This window comes from Exiguobacterium sp. s121, assembly GCF_018617245.1.
Taxonomy (GTDB): domain Bacteria; phylum Bacillota; class Bacilli; order Exiguobacteriales; family Exiguobacteriaceae; genus Exiguobacterium; species Exiguobacterium profundum.
The window spans coordinates 1779376-1795929 of the sequence record NZ_JACSJV010000001.1 but is presented as its reverse complement, the minus strand read 5'-3'; the positions used below and the strand labels follow the sequence as shown (position 1 = coordinate 1795929).

At 50.4% G+C, this 16554-nt stretch carries 20 protein-coding genes and 1 other annotated feature; all 20 genes read left to right on the top strand.

What is annotated here, in order from left to right:
* Position 1 precedes the first annotated feature (1 nt).
* The 20 genes from KOG47_RS09245 to obgE all read left to right on the top strand — a co-directional run bounded on the left by KOG47_RS09245 (position 2) and on the right by obgE (position 16530).
* Complete coding sequence (locus KOG47_RS09245) at positions 2-1219, top strand: type II secretion system F family protein (RefSeq protein WP_215244107.1); 1218 nt, start codon at positions 2-4, stop codon at positions 1217-1219.
* Positions 1220-1360: 141 nt separating this feature from the next.
* Positions 1361-1837: a prepilin-type N-terminal cleavage/methylation domain-containing protein gene (locus tag KOG47_RS09240; RefSeq protein WP_196430429.1), complete on the top strand. Its 477-nt coding sequence runs from the start codon at positions 1361-1363 to the stop codon at positions 1835-1837.
* A gap of 89 nt (positions 1838-1926) precedes the next feature.
* Complete coding sequence (locus KOG47_RS09235) at positions 1927-2679, top strand: prepilin peptidase (protein WP_159561981.1); 753 nt, start codon at positions 1927-1929, stop codon at positions 2677-2679.
* 12 nt (positions 2680-2691) lie between these two features.
* Complete coding sequence (gene pilM, locus KOG47_RS09230) at positions 2692-4263, top strand: pilus assembly protein PilM (protein ID WP_159561982.1); 1572 nt, start codon at positions 2692-2694, stop codon at positions 4261-4263.
* Complete coding sequence (locus KOG47_RS09225) at positions 4260-4967, top strand: hypothetical protein (RefSeq protein WP_074037502.1); 708 nt, start codon at positions 4260-4262, stop codon at positions 4965-4967. The genes pilM and KOG47_RS09225 overlap by 4 nt, the downstream gene beginning before the upstream one ends.
* A gap of 140 nt (positions 4968-5107) precedes the next feature.
* Positions 5108-5692: a Maf family protein gene (locus KOG47_RS09220; RefSeq protein WP_078146555.1), complete on the top strand. Its 585-nt coding sequence runs from the start codon at positions 5108-5110 to the stop codon at positions 5690-5692.
* A 20-nt stretch (positions 5693-5712) separates the two neighbouring features.
* On the top strand, positions 5713-6342 hold the full coding sequence (radC, locus tag KOG47_RS09215; RefSeq protein ID WP_215244106.1) for a RadC family protein: 630 nt from the start codon (positions 5713-5715) through the stop codon (positions 6340-6342).
* A gap of 422 nt (positions 6343-6764) precedes the next feature.
* The gene (locus tag KOG47_RS09210; protein ID WP_215244105.1) at positions 6765-7595 is read left to right on the top strand and encodes a DUF2785 domain-containing protein; all 831 of its coding nucleotides are present in this window, start codon (positions 6765-6767) and stop codon (positions 7593-7595) included.
* A 69-nt stretch (positions 7596-7664) separates the two neighbouring features.
* Positions 7665-8105 (top strand): hypothetical protein, encoded by a 441-nt coding sequence (locus KOG47_RS09205; RefSeq protein ID WP_215244104.1) that lies wholly within the window; start codon positions 7665-7667, stop codon positions 8103-8105.
* A gap of 198 nt (positions 8106-8303) precedes the next feature.
* Positions 8304-9341 carry a rod shape-determining protein gene (locus tag KOG47_RS09200; RefSeq protein ID WP_074037493.1) on the top strand — a complete coding sequence of 346 codons (1038 nt, stop codon included), beginning with the start codon at positions 8304-8306 and terminating at the stop codon, positions 9339-9341.
* A 13-nt stretch (positions 9342-9354) separates the two neighbouring features.
* Complete coding sequence (gene mreC / locus KOG47_RS09195) at positions 9355-10245, top strand: rod shape-determining protein MreC (protein WP_047795500.1); 891 nt, start codon at positions 9355-9357, stop codon at positions 10243-10245.
* Between the two features lies 1 nt (position 10246).
* Positions 10247-10741 (top strand): rod shape-determining protein MreD, encoded by a 495-nt coding sequence (mreD, locus tag KOG47_RS09190; protein WP_049759982.1) that lies wholly within the window; start codon positions 10247-10249, stop codon positions 10739-10741.
* Between the two features lie 5 nt (positions 10742-10746).
* Positions 10747-11415, top strand: a complete 669-nt coding sequence (locus KOG47_RS09185; RefSeq protein ID WP_240499796.1) for a septum site-determining protein MinC — start codon at positions 10747-10749, stop codon at positions 11413-11415.
* A 5-nt stretch (positions 11416-11420) separates the two neighbouring features.
* Positions 11421-12278, top strand: a complete 858-nt coding sequence (gene minD / locus KOG47_RS09180) for a septum site-determining protein MinD (protein WP_015881151.1) — start codon at positions 11421-11423, stop codon at positions 12276-12278.
* A gap of 43 nt (positions 12279-12321) precedes the next feature.
* A complete protein-coding gene (locus tag KOG47_RS09175) occupies positions 12322-13647 on the top strand; it encodes a ribonuclease E/G (RefSeq protein ID WP_215244103.1) in 1326 nt (441 codons plus the stop codon).
* A gap of 55 nt (positions 13648-13702) precedes the next feature.
* Positions 13703-13776: a sequence feature (ribosomal protein L21 leader region), on the top strand.
* Positions 13777-13791: 15 nt separating this feature from the next.
* Positions 13792-14100, top strand: a complete 309-nt coding sequence (gene rplU, locus KOG47_RS09170) for a 50S ribosomal protein L21 (RefSeq protein ID WP_015881153.1) — start codon at positions 13792-13794, stop codon at positions 14098-14100.
* Positions 14101-14103: 3 nt separating this feature from the next.
* Entirely contained in the window at positions 14104-14439 is a 336-nt protein-coding gene (locus tag KOG47_RS09165; protein WP_215244102.1) for a ribosomal-processing cysteine protease Prp, read from the top strand.
* A 12-nt stretch (positions 14440-14451) separates the two neighbouring features.
* A complete protein-coding gene (gene rpmA, locus KOG47_RS09160; RefSeq protein WP_015881155.1) occupies positions 14452-14733 on the top strand; it encodes a 50S ribosomal protein L27 in 282 nt (93 codons plus the stop codon).
* 66 nt (positions 14734-14799) lie between these two features.
* Positions 14800-15240 (top strand): Spo0B domain-containing protein, encoded by a 441-nt coding sequence (locus KOG47_RS09155; protein ID WP_215244101.1) that lies wholly within the window; start codon positions 14800-14802, stop codon positions 15238-15240.
* Positions 15241-16530 (top strand): GTPase ObgE, encoded by a 1290-nt coding sequence (gene obgE / locus KOG47_RS09150; RefSeq protein WP_015881157.1) that lies wholly within the window; start codon positions 15241-15243, stop codon positions 16528-16530.
* Positions 16531-16554: the final 24 nt, after the last annotated feature.

Below are 16554 nucleotides of genomic sequence, written 5' to 3'. Positions count from 1 at the left end.
GATGGCGATATTTCAGTATGAAGGAAAGCTCCTGAACGGGAAGCGTAAGAAAGGTCGCGTCACGGCCGTCTCGCTTCGGGAAGCGAAAGAAAAGTTGCGTCAAGAATCTATTCTCGTAACGGACTTGGCCGAGCTCGAATCGACTGGACTGAACAAAGAGGTCAACTTGCTGCCAGAACGAGTCAAAATCGAACACTTGATCATGTACGTCCGTCAGTTCGCGACGCTCATCCGGGCGGGTGTCCCGATTGTTCGTGCGACTTCAATCTTACGGGTACAGACCGAGTCGAACGTATTGAAGAAAGCACTGAGTCAAATCGAGGATGATTTGAAGGAAGGGATTGCCTATTCCGAGGCGATCAAAAAGCACCCACGAGTCTTTTCGAACTTCTTTAGTTCGATGGCACTTGCCGGGGAGACGAGCGGGAACTTGGAGGAGGCGCTCGATCAAATCGGGCTCCAACTTCAAAAACAATATGATGTGAAGCGGAAGGTCATTTCTGCCCTCACGTATCCGTTTGTCGTCTCCATCGTCGCCATTGGCGTTGTCGCCTTTTTAATGGTGAACGTCGTCCCGACGTTTGCGAGCATCTTTGGTCAACTCGGCGGTGAGCTTCCGCTCATCACGCGCATTGTCGTCGCGGTCTCCGATTTCATCGCGACCTTCTGGTGGTTGTTACTCGGACTCGCGATTCTTGGAGTTCTCACCTTCACCTGGATGTTGAAGCGGGACCGGGAACGATTCGTCATCGATGGCTTGCTATTGAAGATGCCGATTTTTGGAACGATTGTGATGAAGTCTCAGATTGCATTGCTAACGCGAAGTTTAGCGGTCCTTCTACAAGCGGCCGTCCCGATTTTGACGGCGATTGAAATCACCGAACGTATCGTATCGAACCGCGTCATCCGGAAAGGACTGACGGAGGCACGTGACATGATGGCGCAAGGGGTTCCGCTTCACGAGCCGCTCATGCGAAATGCGAACTTCCCGGCACTCATGACTCAGATGATCGCCGTCGGGGAAGAGAGCGGTGATTTGGATTCGATGTTGAACGAAGTCGCTGAGTTTTATGAGACGGAGGTCGAGACGACAACCGACCGCTTGAAGTCGATTATCGAGCCACTTCTCATCGTCGTATTGGCAAGTGTCGTCGGGGTCATCGTCATCTCGATCGTCGTCCCGATGTTCCAAATCTATGGTGATATTCAGAATCAGTAAAGCAATATGCAAGCTTTTGAAAATATACCTTTTCAATACTATATTTAGAAGGTATAGTAAAATTGTTCTACTTCTATATTAGGTCTAAAGTAATTTATCTAGTTTACACACAGCACATTACGTAAAAGGGGAGAATGAATTATGGTAGAGAAGTTGAAAATGATTTGGCAAGATGCCAAACAGTTAAAAGATGAGCGTGGGCTCACACTCGTCGAGTTACTCGTCGTCGTCGTTATTTTAGGAATTATCGCAGCCATCGCAGTCGTTGCGATTGGTGGGATCATCGAAAACTCGAAGAAAGATGCAATGGTCGCCGATGCGAAACAAATGGTTAGTGCGGCGAAGTTGTATGTTGCTTCGAATGAAGTAGGCAACGGAGCGGTGATTCGATTCGTCGGAACAACAGGAACTGGTGAACTCGACGCTAAAAATATGATTGATACAATGAAAGATCCGTTCGGTTCGAACTACAATAACGGGGTTGTATATGTCACAAAAGGGTCAGACAATAAGTATACGTATAAAGTATGGCTTGATGGAGCCAAAGATATCGGAACTGCAGCTACGGATGCAGGCACGGTTGCAAGTAGTGGATTGAAGAAAGACTCAGTTAACTAATATTTGCTTATGCCGGCTGGCGCTGGGCACTCGCTCAGCCTAGCCGGTTTTCTATTTTTGGCATATACTGACAAAAGGAGGGTCCTTCCTTGATTGAATCGATTGGATTCCTATATAGCATCGTCCTCGGGGCGGTCATCACATCGTTCACCAACGTCGTCGGGCTCCGCGTGCCACGTCAGCAATCGATTGTGACGCCGCGGTCACATTGTCCGTCTTGCGGTCACGAATTGTCACCGTGGGAACTCATCCCGATTTTCGGCTATCTCGCCTTAAGAGGCAGATGTCACGGGTGTGGCGAGCGGATCGCGCCGACGTATCCGATCTTTGAATTACTTGGAGCCATTGGATATGGCTATAGCTTTTCACTCTACGGATTTAGTGTGACGACGCTTCTCGCGTTCGCTTTCTTGTCGACCTTACTCGCTTTGGCGATGTCTGATTTATCGACGATGCTCGTGCCGAATGTCATCTTGCAATTCACGGCACCGGTATTACTCCTCCTCACCTATCTGACAGGGGCATCTTGGTGGACGCCACTTGTGGGGGCGTTGCTCGGATTTTCGCTCCTAGCGACCGTCTTTTTCGTGTCAAAAGGGGGACTTGGGGCAGGGGACGTCAAATTGTTTACTATGATTGGTCTTGTGCTCGGTCCGCGTGACGTGCTCGTTGCCTTGTTTCTATCGAGTTTGATTGGGGCAATTGTCGGGATCGGGTTGATGATCACAAAAAAAATCGGGCGAAAGCAACCGATTCCGTTTGTCCCGTCGATTGCGCTCGGGACGATGTTGACGTTTTGGTTTAGTGAAAGTTTTTTTGATTGGTATTTTGAGTTGATGTAGGGGGAAACGATCATGAGTCGTGGGATAGAGAAAGGGACGGTCACGTATTTTTCGTTTGATGCGCTCAGCATCCACGGGGCCGTCATCAAACAAGGGGTGTTCAAACGAAGCGCCTCGGTTCAGTTAGCAAAAGATGCGTATGGAGAAGGGAAGATTCTCGATGAGACGGCGTTCAGTCTCGCTTTCGATGAACTCTGTCGCAAGTTGAAAGTGCGACGCGGGATGACGTGTGCGGTGGCATTGGACGAGACCGAAGTGTTGTCACGGAAAGTCGAGATTCCTTCTTCGATTCCGAAGGACGAGATTCGTGGCTATCTCTTCATGGAAATCGGGAGTTCGATTATCTTGCCGTTCGATGACGTGTCGTTCGACTACGAAGTGTTAGGAGAAGACGGGGTCAAGACGGACGTTATGTTGCATGCCGTTTCGATTGAATTGACGAAGTCGCTCCGTGCGTACATGAAAAAGCGTGGTCTAGCGTTGAAGAAGATCACGCCACGTTCTGTCGCGGTCGCCAATGGGGTCATACGTTTATCGGAGATTGATCCGCTTCAATCGACATTACTCTGGCATATCACGCCGTTTTCACATCAATTGCTCGTCCTTGAGGAAGGGCAGATCCGTTTCATCCGCTCGATTGAACTGGACCTCCCGTACCAAGTCGGGACGAAAGATGGTGTCGTGACCTATACATATGATGGGACCGGTGAGATGAAGGCTAATCAGTTGGATGACTGGTTGAACGAACTCGCTCGCTTCCTCGATTTCTATCGTTACTCGCTGCGGACGGATGGTCGGGCCATCGATGAGTTATACGTCTCGGGAACTGTTCCGGAAGTCGATGATCTCGTCCGTATGATTCAGGCTGAGTCCCTCGTCTCGGTGACGCGTGTCGAGCAACCGCTCGCCATCGCTCACGGGACACCTCTATCGCATCAAATGTTGCCACTCCTTGGGATGGCGACGCTTCAGCGCGATCGTGACACGAACTTCATCAATTCGACGGACGTGACACTCCGTTGGCCGATCGTGACAGGTCTCGTCGCCCTTCTTCTCGGAGGAGGGGCGGCCGGATACTTGTACTATGAGGTCGACCAACTAAAAGCAGAACAGACGCGAATCGAAGAAGAGTTACAGCTCGTTCAAATTTACCAAACCGAACAAGTGAATTCGAAAGCGCAACAAGTGCTCTCGCTCGACCAAACCGTGACGGCGTTGACCGACATGGAAAAGGATGCGGTCCCAGCACTGCGCGCGTTGACTGAGCAGTTGCCGCCTACTGGCTACGTCTTGACGTATAACTACGCGGATGGCTCCATCATGAGCGTCCGAACTCAATTCGAGACGTTAGAAGACTTGAACGCATTCCAGCGCTCGCTCATGACCGATGAGCGGTTCCTCGACGTCAAACTCCTCGGTGTGACGACGGAGTTGAAAGCGGATGTGGATGCAGAAGAAGAGGAAAACTCATTAGAAGAAGATCCGCTTCCACGCTATATCGGAGAGTTTACGTTCATGTTCCAAGACGTGGAAGACGAGTTGACAGAGGAAGAGGACACGGATGAGGAGGTGGTGAGTCAATGAAACGTTCGACAATCTACGCGTTATTTGCGATTTGCCTCCTTGCCGCAATCATCGCACCGGCTTACTTTGGCTATACGTATTACGTCAAACAAGGAGAGGTCGAAGCGCTTGAACGCGACCTCTCGCTCGAACAAACAAAACTGGAGTTATTGCGCCAAGAAGGAAAAGCCGTTGATGTAGCGGACTCTCAGACGCTTCAGACACGGGTTCCAACAGTTCCTGCCCTCGACACGGTCGTTGAGGCGTTGTCGCAGGCAAGTCTTCTTGCGGGTGTCAATGTGACAAGTATCGCATTTGCGGATGGCGTTGTGGCTGAGTCAGAAGTGCCGGAAACGGTCGAGCCGTTCAATCCGGCTGATGTGAGTGCGACGAATGAACCGGCTGAACCAACGGACGTTGCACCTGTCAACGCTTCGACGGTCCGTTCAACGGTCAACTTGCAAGCAGAGACGTATGAAGCGCTCGTCTCCTTCTTGGAGTCGATCGAGTCGATGAATCGGATTCACGTGTTACGGACGGTTCAATTTACCGGACCTGCCGAGACGGGACCGAATACGGTCGAAGAAGTGCAGTCGCTCGAGTTTACAGTCGAGCTTGATGCCTTCTATCGTCCGGACCTCGACCAACTCGTTCCAGACCGATACATTCCGGAACCGGCGTTTGAGCAAAAGGATATCCCGGTATACGACTATACGACACCATAAGTCGGCACGTCCCTTCGCAATTGAAGGGGCGTGTTTTTCGTCGCGGGTAATTGTGTTTAGGAGGCACGTTGCCTACAATCAACAGTGAAGACCGAAACGGGAAGGAACGCCGTTTTGGAAGAAGAGAAGGAGTCGATACAATGAATTCAACACAGAAGCGTGTCATTCTCGCCTCGATGTCACCGCGACGTACCGAGCTATTGACGAAAGCAGGAATCAAACATGAGGTCATCCCATCTACCGTGACGGAAGGGACGGACGGTCGGGAGACACCGAGTGATTACGTCGCTCGTCTGGCCCGGGAGAAAGCGATGGACGTGGCAAGGCATCACCGTGATGCTATCGTCATCGGCGCGGACACGGTCGTCGTCTTGAACGGCATCATTTTAGAGAAACCGACAGACCGGGAGGATGCGAAACGGATGCTTGAACGATTATCCGGTTCGACCCATGAAGTGCTGACGGGTGTGAGCATCATCGGTAAGTCCCAAGATTTGTTCGTCACGACGACGCGTGTGACGTTCGCTGAGATTCCTGAAACCTGGCTAGCGGATTATTTGGATTCGACAGAGCCCTACGATAAGGCGGGTGCGTATGGGATTCAAGGATCGGGTGGTCTCTTCGTCGAAGGAATCGAAGGGGATTTTTATAATGTCGTTGGATTGCCGATCCATCCGCTCGTCAAGACGCTCGACCGGCATGGGGTGACGCCTCGCTTCCTGTGAACTTGAAAGTAGGTGAAGGAATGACCATGGTGCTTGACCGTAGTGTAGAGACCGCCATCGCCAGATTGCTTCAAATCGGAGGACGGGGACCGGACCCGATGGAGACGGCTCGTCGTATCTCGGACGTCTACCCGACGTTACGGGCGCTGTCACAAGCGTCCGTTCACGATTTATGTAAAATCGAAGGGATGACGAAGAAGAAGGCGGAGCAACTCCTCGCCGCGTTCACAATCGGGATTCGATACGTCGAGGAACCGAAAGCGAGTATGCCGACGATTCGTTCGCCGCAAGACGCCTATGAGTTGTTGCGGGATGAATTGAGACTGTTGAATCAGGAGCATTTCGTCTGTTTGTATTTGAATACGAAGAACCAACTGATCGCTCGGAAGACGCTTTTCGTCGGAGGGCTCAACTCCTCGATCGTGCACCCGCGCGATGTTTTTCGTGAGGCGCTCAAGCTGTCGGCGGCGTGCTTTATCGCCGTGCACAATCATCCGAGTGGGGACGCGACCCCGAGTCGGGAGGACATCGAGGTGTCCGAGCGATTGGTCGAAGTAGGCAATATCGTCGGCATCGCTTGTCTCGACCACGTCATCATCGGGGAAGACCATTACGTCAGCATGAAGCAGCGGGGATATATGAATGGGTAAGGAGTAGAGAGCAGGCATCGTGATGTCTGCTTTTTTGTGTTTACGAGAGAACTGGTACCTCATTAAATTTTGGATATAGTTGGAAAATGATAAGTGGAGATGTAAAATTCGAAGAGAGCAGAAATGATTATGAATTACTTTGCGCACGGGAGGTGTCTAATTTGTCGCGTATTACGATATGGAATGTGATCGGATGGGGGTTTCTTCTTTTCTTAGCAGTCAGTAAATCCTTTTTTAGTGAGCAATTGTCTTTGATCACGACTGGTCTGGGCGGATTGATTTGTTTGATGTTGAGTTTGTGGATGATCTATTCCGGAGAAGAAGGATCATCACAACATCCGAATGAAAGGTCTGAATGAACAGCGCTATTTAAACTGTCATTTGGCTAAAGAGTAGATGATGAATCAAAGCGGTGTACGCATATGAATGTACTGTCGGAAAACGAATTAAAAGAAGCCCTTCAGATGATGAAAGATGGGGATTTGACGTATTACGAAAAAAACAAAGAAGCCATTCTCACCAGCATGGTTCAGCATATCGGGTCACCGGACGGCGAACTCCGTGATCGACTCATATACACGATGTTCTTTCGCCTCATCATCGAACAAAAAGACATCGATTTCGACAAGATGAGTGAACTCCTTGAGACGTCCTTGCATGCTCTTTTGTTTCATAGAATTGAGGAAACGCAGTCGGACGCTGTCTTCACGAGAGCTTTCACGACTCTATTGATGGCTTTGATTCTGCATCGAGACGTTGAAGAGGACTTTTTGACAGAAGACCAATTCCGGAAGGCAGCAGAAGGTTTGATTCGATATCTTCAGCTCGAGAGAGATACAAGAGGTTATGTGAATGGCAAGGGATGGGCCCATTCGATTGCCCACGCGGCAGATGCGGTGGACGAACTGATCGCAAATCCGAAACTGGATCCAGCGTCATTTCCGGAACTCTTCCACGTCATTATCAATCAATTCATGCGTTCTGAGGTATTGGCGCATGATGAAGACGAACGTCTCATCAATCCGCTCCTACGTTTACTCGAACGAGGGATGGATTCTGAAGTCATTCATCGCCATGTAGAGCAGCTTCCACATCACTTAGAAGAATGCAAGCAACATCTTGATGAGGAAAAATATTGGTACGTCGTCCATAATGTGAAAACATTCTTGAAGAGTCTGTATGTCCGTTTAAACGAAGAGCAGCGGCATGACCTGATCCAACAATCTATTCTCGTCACACTGAAAAAGTTGTGATGTGATCAATTAAAGTAGTTTTCTCTAATCGAATCAAGATGTTGATTAGAAAACAAATGAGGTGTTTTTATGGAAAAAATAATTTGGATACTGATGGTCGGATTATCGCTTTTTGTGAGTTACATACATCTAGAACCAACCATCTTCTCGATCGTTGTGTTCATCCTGTTTTTATTTGTGAGCACAGCGCTATTTATGAGGTTCGATCAGGACCACTGGCTCGACCGCGTCTCGCCGCTCGTCGGTGTTGGCGTAGGAGTTCTATCGCTCATCGCTTATCTCAGTATGATCGTGCTCTCTTTCAATGAACTCAATCAACTCGGCATCTGGACGGTACTCGTCCGCCTCCTGCTCATGTACATTGGAATCTACCTTTTCGTCGTGACGACATCGAGCTTTTTGGCAGGAGCGACCCGACTCAAGCCATCCTGCTTCTTTCGGCCGGTGTTGATTTTCTCGGTATTCTTTTACGGAGCGATGTTACTGCTTCCGCTCCAACCGGGATTGTAACCGTTCTCTCCTTAGGCAGACGCTCACTTACGTCTGCTTTTTTGATTTGCCTTTTTGCCGAAAAGAAGGCAAACTAATAGACGGTGAGACAGGACTGAGATGCGGTTATTGTAAATAACCTGTAATCGAATGAACGTTTTCAAACATGATTTTTCCGTTATAATAAAAAATAGTGTAATGAAGAGAGGAGCAACACCTATGTTTCGTAGTTTTAACCGAGAAATCGGAATCGACCTTGGAACGGCTAACACGCTCGTTTATGTAAAGGGTCAAGGAATTGTTGTTCGTGAACCGTCCGTCGTGGCGTTCCGCACAGATACAGGTAGAATTGAGGCCGTTGGTAACCAGGCCAAAGATATGATTGGACGTACTCCGGGGAACGTCTCTGCACGTCGTCCGATGAAAGACGGCGTCATCGCTGACTTCGAAACGACAGCGACGATGATCAAATACTTCATGGAGCAAGCTCAAAAATCAAAAGGCGGTTTGTTCTCATCGAAGACGAACGTCATGATTTGTGTCCCAAGCGGTATCACGTCTGTTGAAAAACGTGCCGTGGAAGACGCTGCGAAACAAGCAGGCGCTCGTGAAGCATACACAATCGAAGAACCGTTCGCGGCAGCAATCGGTGCAGGTCTCCCAGTTTGGGAACCGACTGGCTCGATGGTCGTCGATATCGGTGGCGGTACGACCGAAGTCGCAGTGATCTCACTCGGCGGCATCGTGACAAGCCAATCGATTCGTGTCGGTGGTGACGAAATGGATGATGCCATTATTCGTTACATCAAGAACAAGTACAACCTCATGATCGGGGAGCGTACATCTGAGACGCTCAAAATGGAAGTCGGTTCGGCGCGCATCGATGCATCGAACGAAGCGGAGAAGATGGAAATCCGTGGTCGCGATCTCGTAACAGGACTTCCAAAACAAATCGAAGTCACGTCTGCAGAAGTATGTGAAGCTCTTTCTGATACAGTCGAAGCGATTTTAGCAGGGGTCAAACAAACGCTTGAGCAAACTCCTCCAGAACTTGCGGCTGACGTTATGGACCGCGGAATCGTCTTGACTGGCGGCGGCGCCCTCCTCAAAAACTTGGACGACGTGATCTCAGACGAGACACACATCCCGACACTCGTTGCGGATGAGCCACTCGACTGCGTAGCGGTCGGGACTGGAAAATCTCTTGAAATGATGGACGTCCTCCGTTCGAAATCAGGCATCTCGTCACGTCGATGAGAGGTGAGACACGATGAGCCGATTCGTACGTAATAAAAAGCTCATCATCACGCTAATTGTACTGATCTTGTTTTTCGTCATTTTAGGTGTTTCGATTCGAGGACGATCGGAATCAGCCTGGTACCAAGATGTCACGCGTGATGTGGTCGGCACGTTCCAGCGAGTGTTCGCGGTACCAATCGGGTGGATGGACTCAACGGTCTCGTCCATCTCAGATGTCCGCGATATCTACGAAGAGAACCGCCAGCTGAAAGAACATTTGGCGAAGTACGCCGAGGTATCGGTTGAAGCGGATGATTTGCGCCGTGAGAATGAGGAGCTTCGAAAGATGGTCGAAGCAAGAGACGAGTCGTTACGTGACTTCGACCTCATTCCGGCGGAGGTCATCGGTCGGACACCGAACGATTGGCAACGCTACGTCACCATCAACGTCGGTTCAGAACGCGGCGTTGAAAAGGGCATGGCCGTGACCGCAGCGAGCGGGATGGTCGGTCGTGTCATTCAGACGAGTGCTTATACGTCGCAAGTTCAACTGCTCAGCGACAACAACCGGACGAACAACGTCTCGGCTGTGGTCAAAGATGCGGACGGCAAACCGACGTATGGGACGGTAGACGGATTCGACACGGAGACGAATGAATTGTTCTTCACGAAAGTATCGAATAGCGTCAAGCTGAAAGAAGGAGAAATCGTATCGACGTCCGGACTCGGTGGACGTTATCCGGCTGGACTCGTCATCGGTACGATCGAATCGATCGAGACGGATGAATATGGCGTCTCACAAGTCGCCCGGATTAAACCGGAGGCCGACTTCAATGAGTTCTCACAAATGTACGTGATTGATCGGACACTAGACGAACCGTTTTTAACGGGTCCCGAGGAAGGAGGAGCAGCGGGTGAGTAACATGAAAGTGTTCATCGCCCTGTTCCTCCTTTTTCTTATTGAAGGAACATGGGCATCGATTTTTTCTTGGCACTACGCCACGCCGTTTCTTTTGTTGACGCTGATCGGGTTGATGTTTGTCAGTCTGTACGGTCGATGGGAGACGGCACTCGGGTTTGGGCTTGTCTTCGGACTGCTGTATGATATCGTCTACACCGACCTGATTGGAATCTATGTATTTACTTTTTCACTCATTCCTCTCTTAGCCAGCTTCGTGTTAAAATATATAGGTGAGAACTTCTTCTCCGTCACCATTACGTTCACGTTTATGATTCTCGTTTTCACCTTTGCGATTTACGGGATCATGGCGGCGATTGGTGGGACGTTGATGACGATTCAAACACTATTGGTTGAACAGATTCCAGGGACGATGCTCGTCAATGCCATCGCCATCGTGATTCTTTATTATCCGATGACGCGTTATGTGACGACACGCCCTGTTGCGAAAAGAGGGTAGCCATGATGGAGCGTAAACGACACATTACGATTAAAGGACATCGCAACGGCATTGCCATTCACTTCAATCCGAAGAGTGGCATCGACGAGGTGCTTACGGACTTAGAAGCGACATTACAAGAAATGGAGCCGCCGTCCGGAAAGATTGCCCTGAAGTTGCACGCGGGTACTCGTTATATTGACGAGGAGCTGTCACGTCAAATTCGTGAGGTCGTCGCTCGTCATGGCGTTTTTTATATTGAAGACTTGTCGAGCGATGTCATGTTGACAGAAGAAGCGAAAGCGACGTACGGCAGAAAGACATTCCACTATCACAGCGGGACGATTCGGAGTGGGCAAGTCTTGACGTTTGACGGTTCTGTGCTCGTGATCGGGGATATCAATCCTGGGTCAGAGGTCCGGGCGACAGGAAGTATTTATTGTTTAGGGACGATACGAGGAAATGTACGCGCCGGTGTCGAAGGATGGGAAGAAGCGGTCATCACCGCGAGCCTGCTCCATCCGAAGTTTTTAGCAATCGGCGAACATGTACTCACAGCCGATGACGGGGAAGAACTTCCTGAGATTGAGATGGGTTGTGCGTATCAGACGAGTGATGGGATTGAGATGACACGTCTCCGCCACGTCATGACAGGTCTGAAAGACGCATATGCAATGGAATTACAGAGAGGGTGAGTGGAATGGAGCAAGTAGTGGAGCCTGTACATACAGAAAAAGAAGTTAAAAACGGCAGAGCCATCGTCGTGACATCAGGAAAAGGGGGCGTCGGCAAGACAACGACGACCGCCAACATCGGGACGGGGCTCGCCTTGTCTGGACACTCGGTCTGTCTCGTCGATACAGATATCGGATTGCGTAACCTCGATATCATTCTCGGTCTCGACAACCGGAGCATTTATAACCTTGTCGATGTCATCACGGGTCAATGTAAGTTGAATCAGGCGCTCGTCCGCGACAAACGCTTCGAGGAGATGTATTTACTCCCGGCCGCACAGTCGAAAGACAAGACGTCAGTGAATCCTGAACAAGTGAAAGAAATCGTTGACCAGTTGAAGACGGAATATGATTTCGTCTTGATTGACTGTCCTGCTGGAATCGAGCAAGGGTTCATGAACGCGATTGCCGGTGCGGATGAGGCGATCGTCGTCACGACACCTGAAAAGGCGGCGGTTCAAGATGCAGACCGAATCATCGGGATGCTCGAGCAAGCGGAACATATCGATGCGCCGAAACTGATAGTCAACCGAGTCAAGAACCATCTCGTCGAATCGGGCGACATGCTCGACATCGATGACATCATGCGCATCCTGTCGATTGACTTACTCGGTGTCGTCATCGACGATGAGGAAGTCATCGCAGCCGCGAACCGCGGTGTCCCGGTCACGATGAATCCGGATAACTATGCCGGACAGGCTTACCGGAACATAACGCGCCGTATTCTTGGCGAATCGGTCCCGCTCATGTCGATTCAGACGGAGACGGCACCGGTCGGCTTCTGGGCACGACTCATGATGAAATTTGGAATGAAAAAAGCGTAAAGGCAACGGAAGTTGCCTTTTTCTGTCGAAAGGAGTGATGCAGATGAAGCTAATCTACGAACGAACACCTTCCATCGAACGGGCGATGCTCGTGGACGGCGAACGATTACTCGAAGTCGAGGAACGGTTTGTCGACCAACTGTCTGTCGGGACCATCGTCGAAGCCGCAATTGAAAGGATCCACCCGTCACTCGGGGCAGCCTTTTTGACGGATGGGGAGACGACATACTTTCTCCCGATCGCAGAGACGCTCCGTGCGCTCGCCTCGTATCCGGAAGTGCCCGCCATCGGGCAAGCGGCAGTCGTCGGAGAAAAGCGACTCGTCCAAGTGACAAAAGAAGGAATCAACGGCAAGCATCATAAAGTGACAGAGAACATTCGATTCGGTGGGCGATATCTTGTGTATTTCCCATTTGGACGTCGGCAACTTTTCAGCCGGAAACTCGACCTCGTCACGCAGGACCGCCTCTCAAAGGCGCTCGACTTAAAGGAAGAGGAAGGGGTCTTATTTCGGACGGAAGCCGGACAAGTGGCCCCGGAAGCGTTACAGGAAGAACTGAATCGATTGCGTAACCGTTCGACCATAGTGATCGAGCAACGGTTCGGGCAAGACGAGCTACTATGCGAACAATTCGTGAGACGTCATGCAGTCGAGTCCGTGCTGTTGAATGACAAAGAAGGGCAAACGCGACTCGAACGATTGGATGTCCCGGTGAAACGTCATATCGGAAAAGGGCGGATGCCTGAAGCGAAACGTCTCGATGGAGCCATCGAGAAACTTGAGAGTCGTGCCGTCTGGTTGGATGGTGGGGCGTTCGTCTTGATCGAACAAGTCGAGACGATGACCGTCATCGACGTGAACAGTGGCAAAAATGTCGCCGTCAAAGATAAGGGGCGTGCGGCCGATACCATCAATGAAGCCGCGCTCTATTCAATCATGGAGCAGTTGCGCCTGCGAAATATCGGCGGCATGGTCATCATCGATTTCTTACGAGGTTCAAAGGAAGGGCAGACCCGTCTCCTTAAAAAGATGAAAGAACTCGGGGCGCGTGACCCACGACGTGTCGAAGTGTACGGCTTCACACGGATGGGGCTGTTCGAGCTGTCGCGAGAACGGACCGGTCGCTCGATTCAAGACCGGATGTTTCATGCCGGCAAGCCTTCAAAATTGGCCATCTTCTCACAGTTTGAACGGTCGCTCCTTGATTTGAATGATCAATACGAAGCGGTCGTGCTCGCACTCCCTAAGAAGTGGCATGACGCTTCTTGGCACGGATTTGACATCGAGGTGCACCTCGTCGAAGGGGAGCCGGAGTTCGTCTTTTATGGGACGTCCGAAGAATGTCAGAATTTCTTATCTCGTCGTTGACAATGATTAATTGAGAATGGTATTATCTATAACGTTAGTTCGTTTGGAAGCACCCAAATGGCTACAACCGCACAGAACGGGTTTTTAAAGGTTTTTGCCCTGCCCAGGATGGCGAGTCTGAGTTTAACAAGGAGGTGCACGTATATGTACGCAATCATCAAAACAGGTGGTAAGCAAATCAAAGTTGAAGCAGGTCAAGAGATCTACATCGAAAAACTCGATGCTGATGTCGAAGGTACTGTAGAATTCGGTGAGGTTCTTTTCGTTGGTGGTGACGATGTTAAAGTCGGCGCTCCACTCGTAGAAGGCGCTAAAGTTGTCGGTACTGTGGTAAAACACGGCCGCGCTAAGAAAATCACTGTCTTCAAAATGAAAGCTAAGAAAAACTACCGTCGTAAGCAAGGTCACCGTCAGCCTTACACGAAAGTTCGCATCGAGAAAATCGAAGCGTAAGCTATGATTCGGGTCAAGGTAAGACGAGACGAGGCGAAGTCGATTCGCTCCGTCGAAGTGACTGGTCATGCCAATTTTGCAGAACCTGGTTCTGACTTGGTGTGCGCCGGTGTTTCAGCCATCATCTTTGGTGCCTATAACGCCGTCGAAACGCTTGCAGGTCAATCGCTTCTTGTAGAAATGGCAGATCAAACAGAGGGTGGTTACTTTTATGTCGAGACGTATCCTGACTTATCACCGCAGGATATGGAACGCACCCAACTGTTATTAGAAGGGATGCTCGTGCAGTTAGACACGGTCGCCCAAAGCTACGGTGAATATATCCAAATTGAACAATAGGAGGTGGACCTCATGTTACAATTGAACCTTCAGTTCTTCGCTTCGAAAAAGGGAGTTGGTTCGACTAAAAACGGTCGTGACTCAATTTCGAAACGTCTCGGTGCAAAACGCGCTGACGGACAAACAGTTTCAGCTGGATCAATCCTTTACCGCCAACGCGGTACAAAGATTCACCCAGGTGAAAACGTTGGCCGTGGTGGCGACGACACTTTGTTTGCGAAAGTTGACGGCGTAGTACGCTATGAGCGTCTTGGTCGCGACAAGAAACAAGTGAGCGTTTACCCAGTCGCGTAAGTTGAACGACGCAGAAGACTCTAGCCACTTATTTGGTTAGAGTCTTTTTTTCTAGGAGAGGATCAAATGGATTCAGAACAGACACTCGAGCTCTTATCGACCGTCCGTCACGAATGGATGAATCGGCTTCAATTGATCTCGCTCTATGTGGCTCTCGATCCGACTAAGCTCGAGGAACTTTACGAACGCTATCGGAAACAGGCCGACGAAGAGAGTGCGCTCGTTCGTTTGAACGTGCCACAGACGAGCCTAGTCGTGATTCAAGCGAATTGGGAGGGACGGATGACGTATACGATTTCAACCGACCAACTCGCCATCGATGACGCGCGAGTGGCAGAGATGCTTGTCCGCTTGTTAGACAACACGGATGGGCCGATTCATGTGACGTTCACGGACGGACTGATGGTTCGCGTCACGGGCGCTATCCCGGACGATGTGAAGGCATCAGCCGATGTGTACGAACAGAACGTAGATACCACTACGTTTCACATAAAGGAGGGGAAATAAATGTTTGTCGATCAGGTTAATATTTTTGTAAAAGCTGGAGACGGCGGAAAAGGGATGGTCGCTTTCCGTCGCGAGAAATACGTTCCAGACGGTGGTCCTGCAGGTGGTGACGGTGGTCACGGTGGGGACGTCATCTTTGAAGTAGAGGAAGGATTGCGGACGCTCGTTGATTTCCGCTATTCGAAGAAGTTTATCGCCCATGATGGCGAAAAAGGGATGTCAAAAGGGATGCACGGACGTAAAGCGAAACCGCTCATCGTCAAGGTCCCACCTGGCACGATCGTGTTCGATGCCGAAACGGATACCGTCATCGCAGACTTGACCGAGCACGGCCAACAAGCGACGATCGCCAAAGGCGGTCGTGGTGGTCGCGGGAACTGTCGTTTTGCGACGCCTGCCAACCCGGCTCCGGAAATCGCGGAGAACGGGGAACCAGGTCAAGAACGTGAGTTGCGTCTCGAGTTGAAACTCCTCGCAGACGTCGGTCTCGTCGGATTCCCGTCTGTCGGGAAGTCAACGCTTCTCTCTGTCGTCTCGTCGGCACGCCCGAAAATCGGTGCGTACCACTTCACGACGATCACACCGAACCTCGGTGTCGTCAAGACAGCGGACGACCGTAGTTTCGTCATGGCCGACCTTCCAGGTCTCATCGAAGGGGCGAGCCAAGGCGTCGGTCTCGGTCACCAGTTCCTTCGCCATATCGAACGGACGAAAGTTATCGTTCACATGATCGATATGAGTGGTATGGAAGGGCGCGACCCGTTCGAAGACTACACGACGATCAACCGTGAGCTCGAGTCGTACAACTTACGTCTCCTCGAGCGTCCACAAGTCGTCGTGGCGAACAAAATGGATATGCCGGACGCAGCGGAACATCTTGAAGAGTTCAAGAAGAAGGTAGGGGACGATGTCAAAGTCTTCCCGATCTCAGCACTCGCTCAAGACGGTCTTCGTAACTTGTTGATCGAAGTGGCTAACTTTGTCGATACGACACCAGAATTCCCACTCGATGAGCTCGAAGAGAAGACAGCGACGCCTCGTGTCGTGTATCGTTATGAGAAGGAAGAGAAAGGCTATCAAATCCACATCGATGAATACGATCGCTTCGTGATCACGGGCCCTCGTATCGAGAAACTCTTCAAGATGACGAACTTTGACCATGATGAGTCAATCAAACGATTTGCTCGTCAAATGCGTCAAATGGGCGTCGATGACGATCTTCGTAAGTTGGGTGCCGAGGACGGTAGTGTCGTGGCAATCCTCGACTTCGAATTCGAGTTTGTGGAATAAAAAAATTATTTGTTAAGAAGAAAC

Coding starts and splice junctions, on each gene's coding strand:
- KOG47_RS09245 (WP_215244107.1), top strand. CDS start 2: ATGGCGATATTTCAGTATGAAGGAAAGCTCCTGAACGGGAAGCGTAAG.
- KOG47_RS09240 (WP_196430429.1), top strand. CDS start 1,361: ATGGTAGAGAAGTTGAAAATGATTTGGCAAGATGCCAAACAGTTAAAA.
- pilM (WP_159561982.1), top strand. CDS start 2,692: ATGAGTCGTGGGATAGAGAAAGGGACGGTCACGTATTTTTCGTTTGAT.
- KOG47_RS09225 (WP_074037502.1), top strand. CDS start 4,260: ATGAAACGTTCGACAATCTACGCGTTATTTGCGATTTGCCTCCTTGCC.
- KOG47_RS09220 (WP_078146555.1), top strand. CDS start 5,108: ATGAATTCAACACAGAAGCGTGTCATTCTCGCCTCGATGTCACCGCGA.
- radC (WP_215244106.1), top strand. CDS start 5,713: ATGACCATGGTGCTTGACCGTAGTGTAGAGACCGCCATCGCCAGATTG.
- KOG47_RS09210 (WP_215244105.1), top strand. CDS start 6,765: ATGAATGTACTGTCGGAAAACGAATTAAAAGAAGCCCTTCAGATGATG.
- KOG47_RS09205 (WP_215244104.1), top strand. CDS start 7,665: ATGGAAAAAATAATTTGGATACTGATGGTCGGATTATCGCTTTTTGTG.
- KOG47_RS09200 (WP_074037493.1), top strand. CDS start 8,304: ATGTTTCGTAGTTTTAACCGAGAAATCGGAATCGACCTTGGAACGGCT.
- mreC (WP_047795500.1), top strand. CDS start 9,355: ATGAGCCGATTCGTACGTAATAAAAAGCTCATCATCACGCTAATTGTA.
- mreD (WP_049759982.1), top strand. CDS start 10,247: ATGAAAGTGTTCATCGCCCTGTTCCTCCTTTTTCTTATTGAAGGAACA.
- KOG47_RS09185 (WP_240499796.1), top strand. CDS start 10,747: ATGGAGCGTAAACGACACATTACGATTAAAGGACATCGCAACGGCATT.
- minD (WP_015881151.1), top strand. CDS start 11,421: ATGGAGCAAGTAGTGGAGCCTGTACATACAGAAAAAGAAGTTAAAAAC.
- KOG47_RS09175 (WP_215244103.1), top strand. CDS start 12,322: ATGAAGCTAATCTACGAACGAACACCTTCCATCGAACGGGCGATGCTC.
- rplU (WP_015881153.1), top strand. CDS start 13,792: ATGTACGCAATCATCAAAACAGGTGGTAAGCAAATCAAAGTTGAAGCA.
- KOG47_RS09165 (WP_215244102.1), top strand. CDS start 14,104: ATGATTCGGGTCAAGGTAAGACGAGACGAGGCGAAGTCGATTCGCTCC.
- rpmA (WP_015881155.1), top strand. CDS start 14,452: ATGTTACAATTGAACCTTCAGTTCTTCGCTTCGAAAAAGGGAGTTGGT.
- KOG47_RS09155 (WP_215244101.1), top strand. CDS start 14,800: ATGGATTCAGAACAGACACTCGAGCTCTTATCGACCGTCCGTCACGAA.
- obgE (WP_015881157.1), top strand. CDS start 15,241: ATGTTTGTCGATCAGGTTAATATTTTTGTAAAAGCTGGAGACGGCGGA.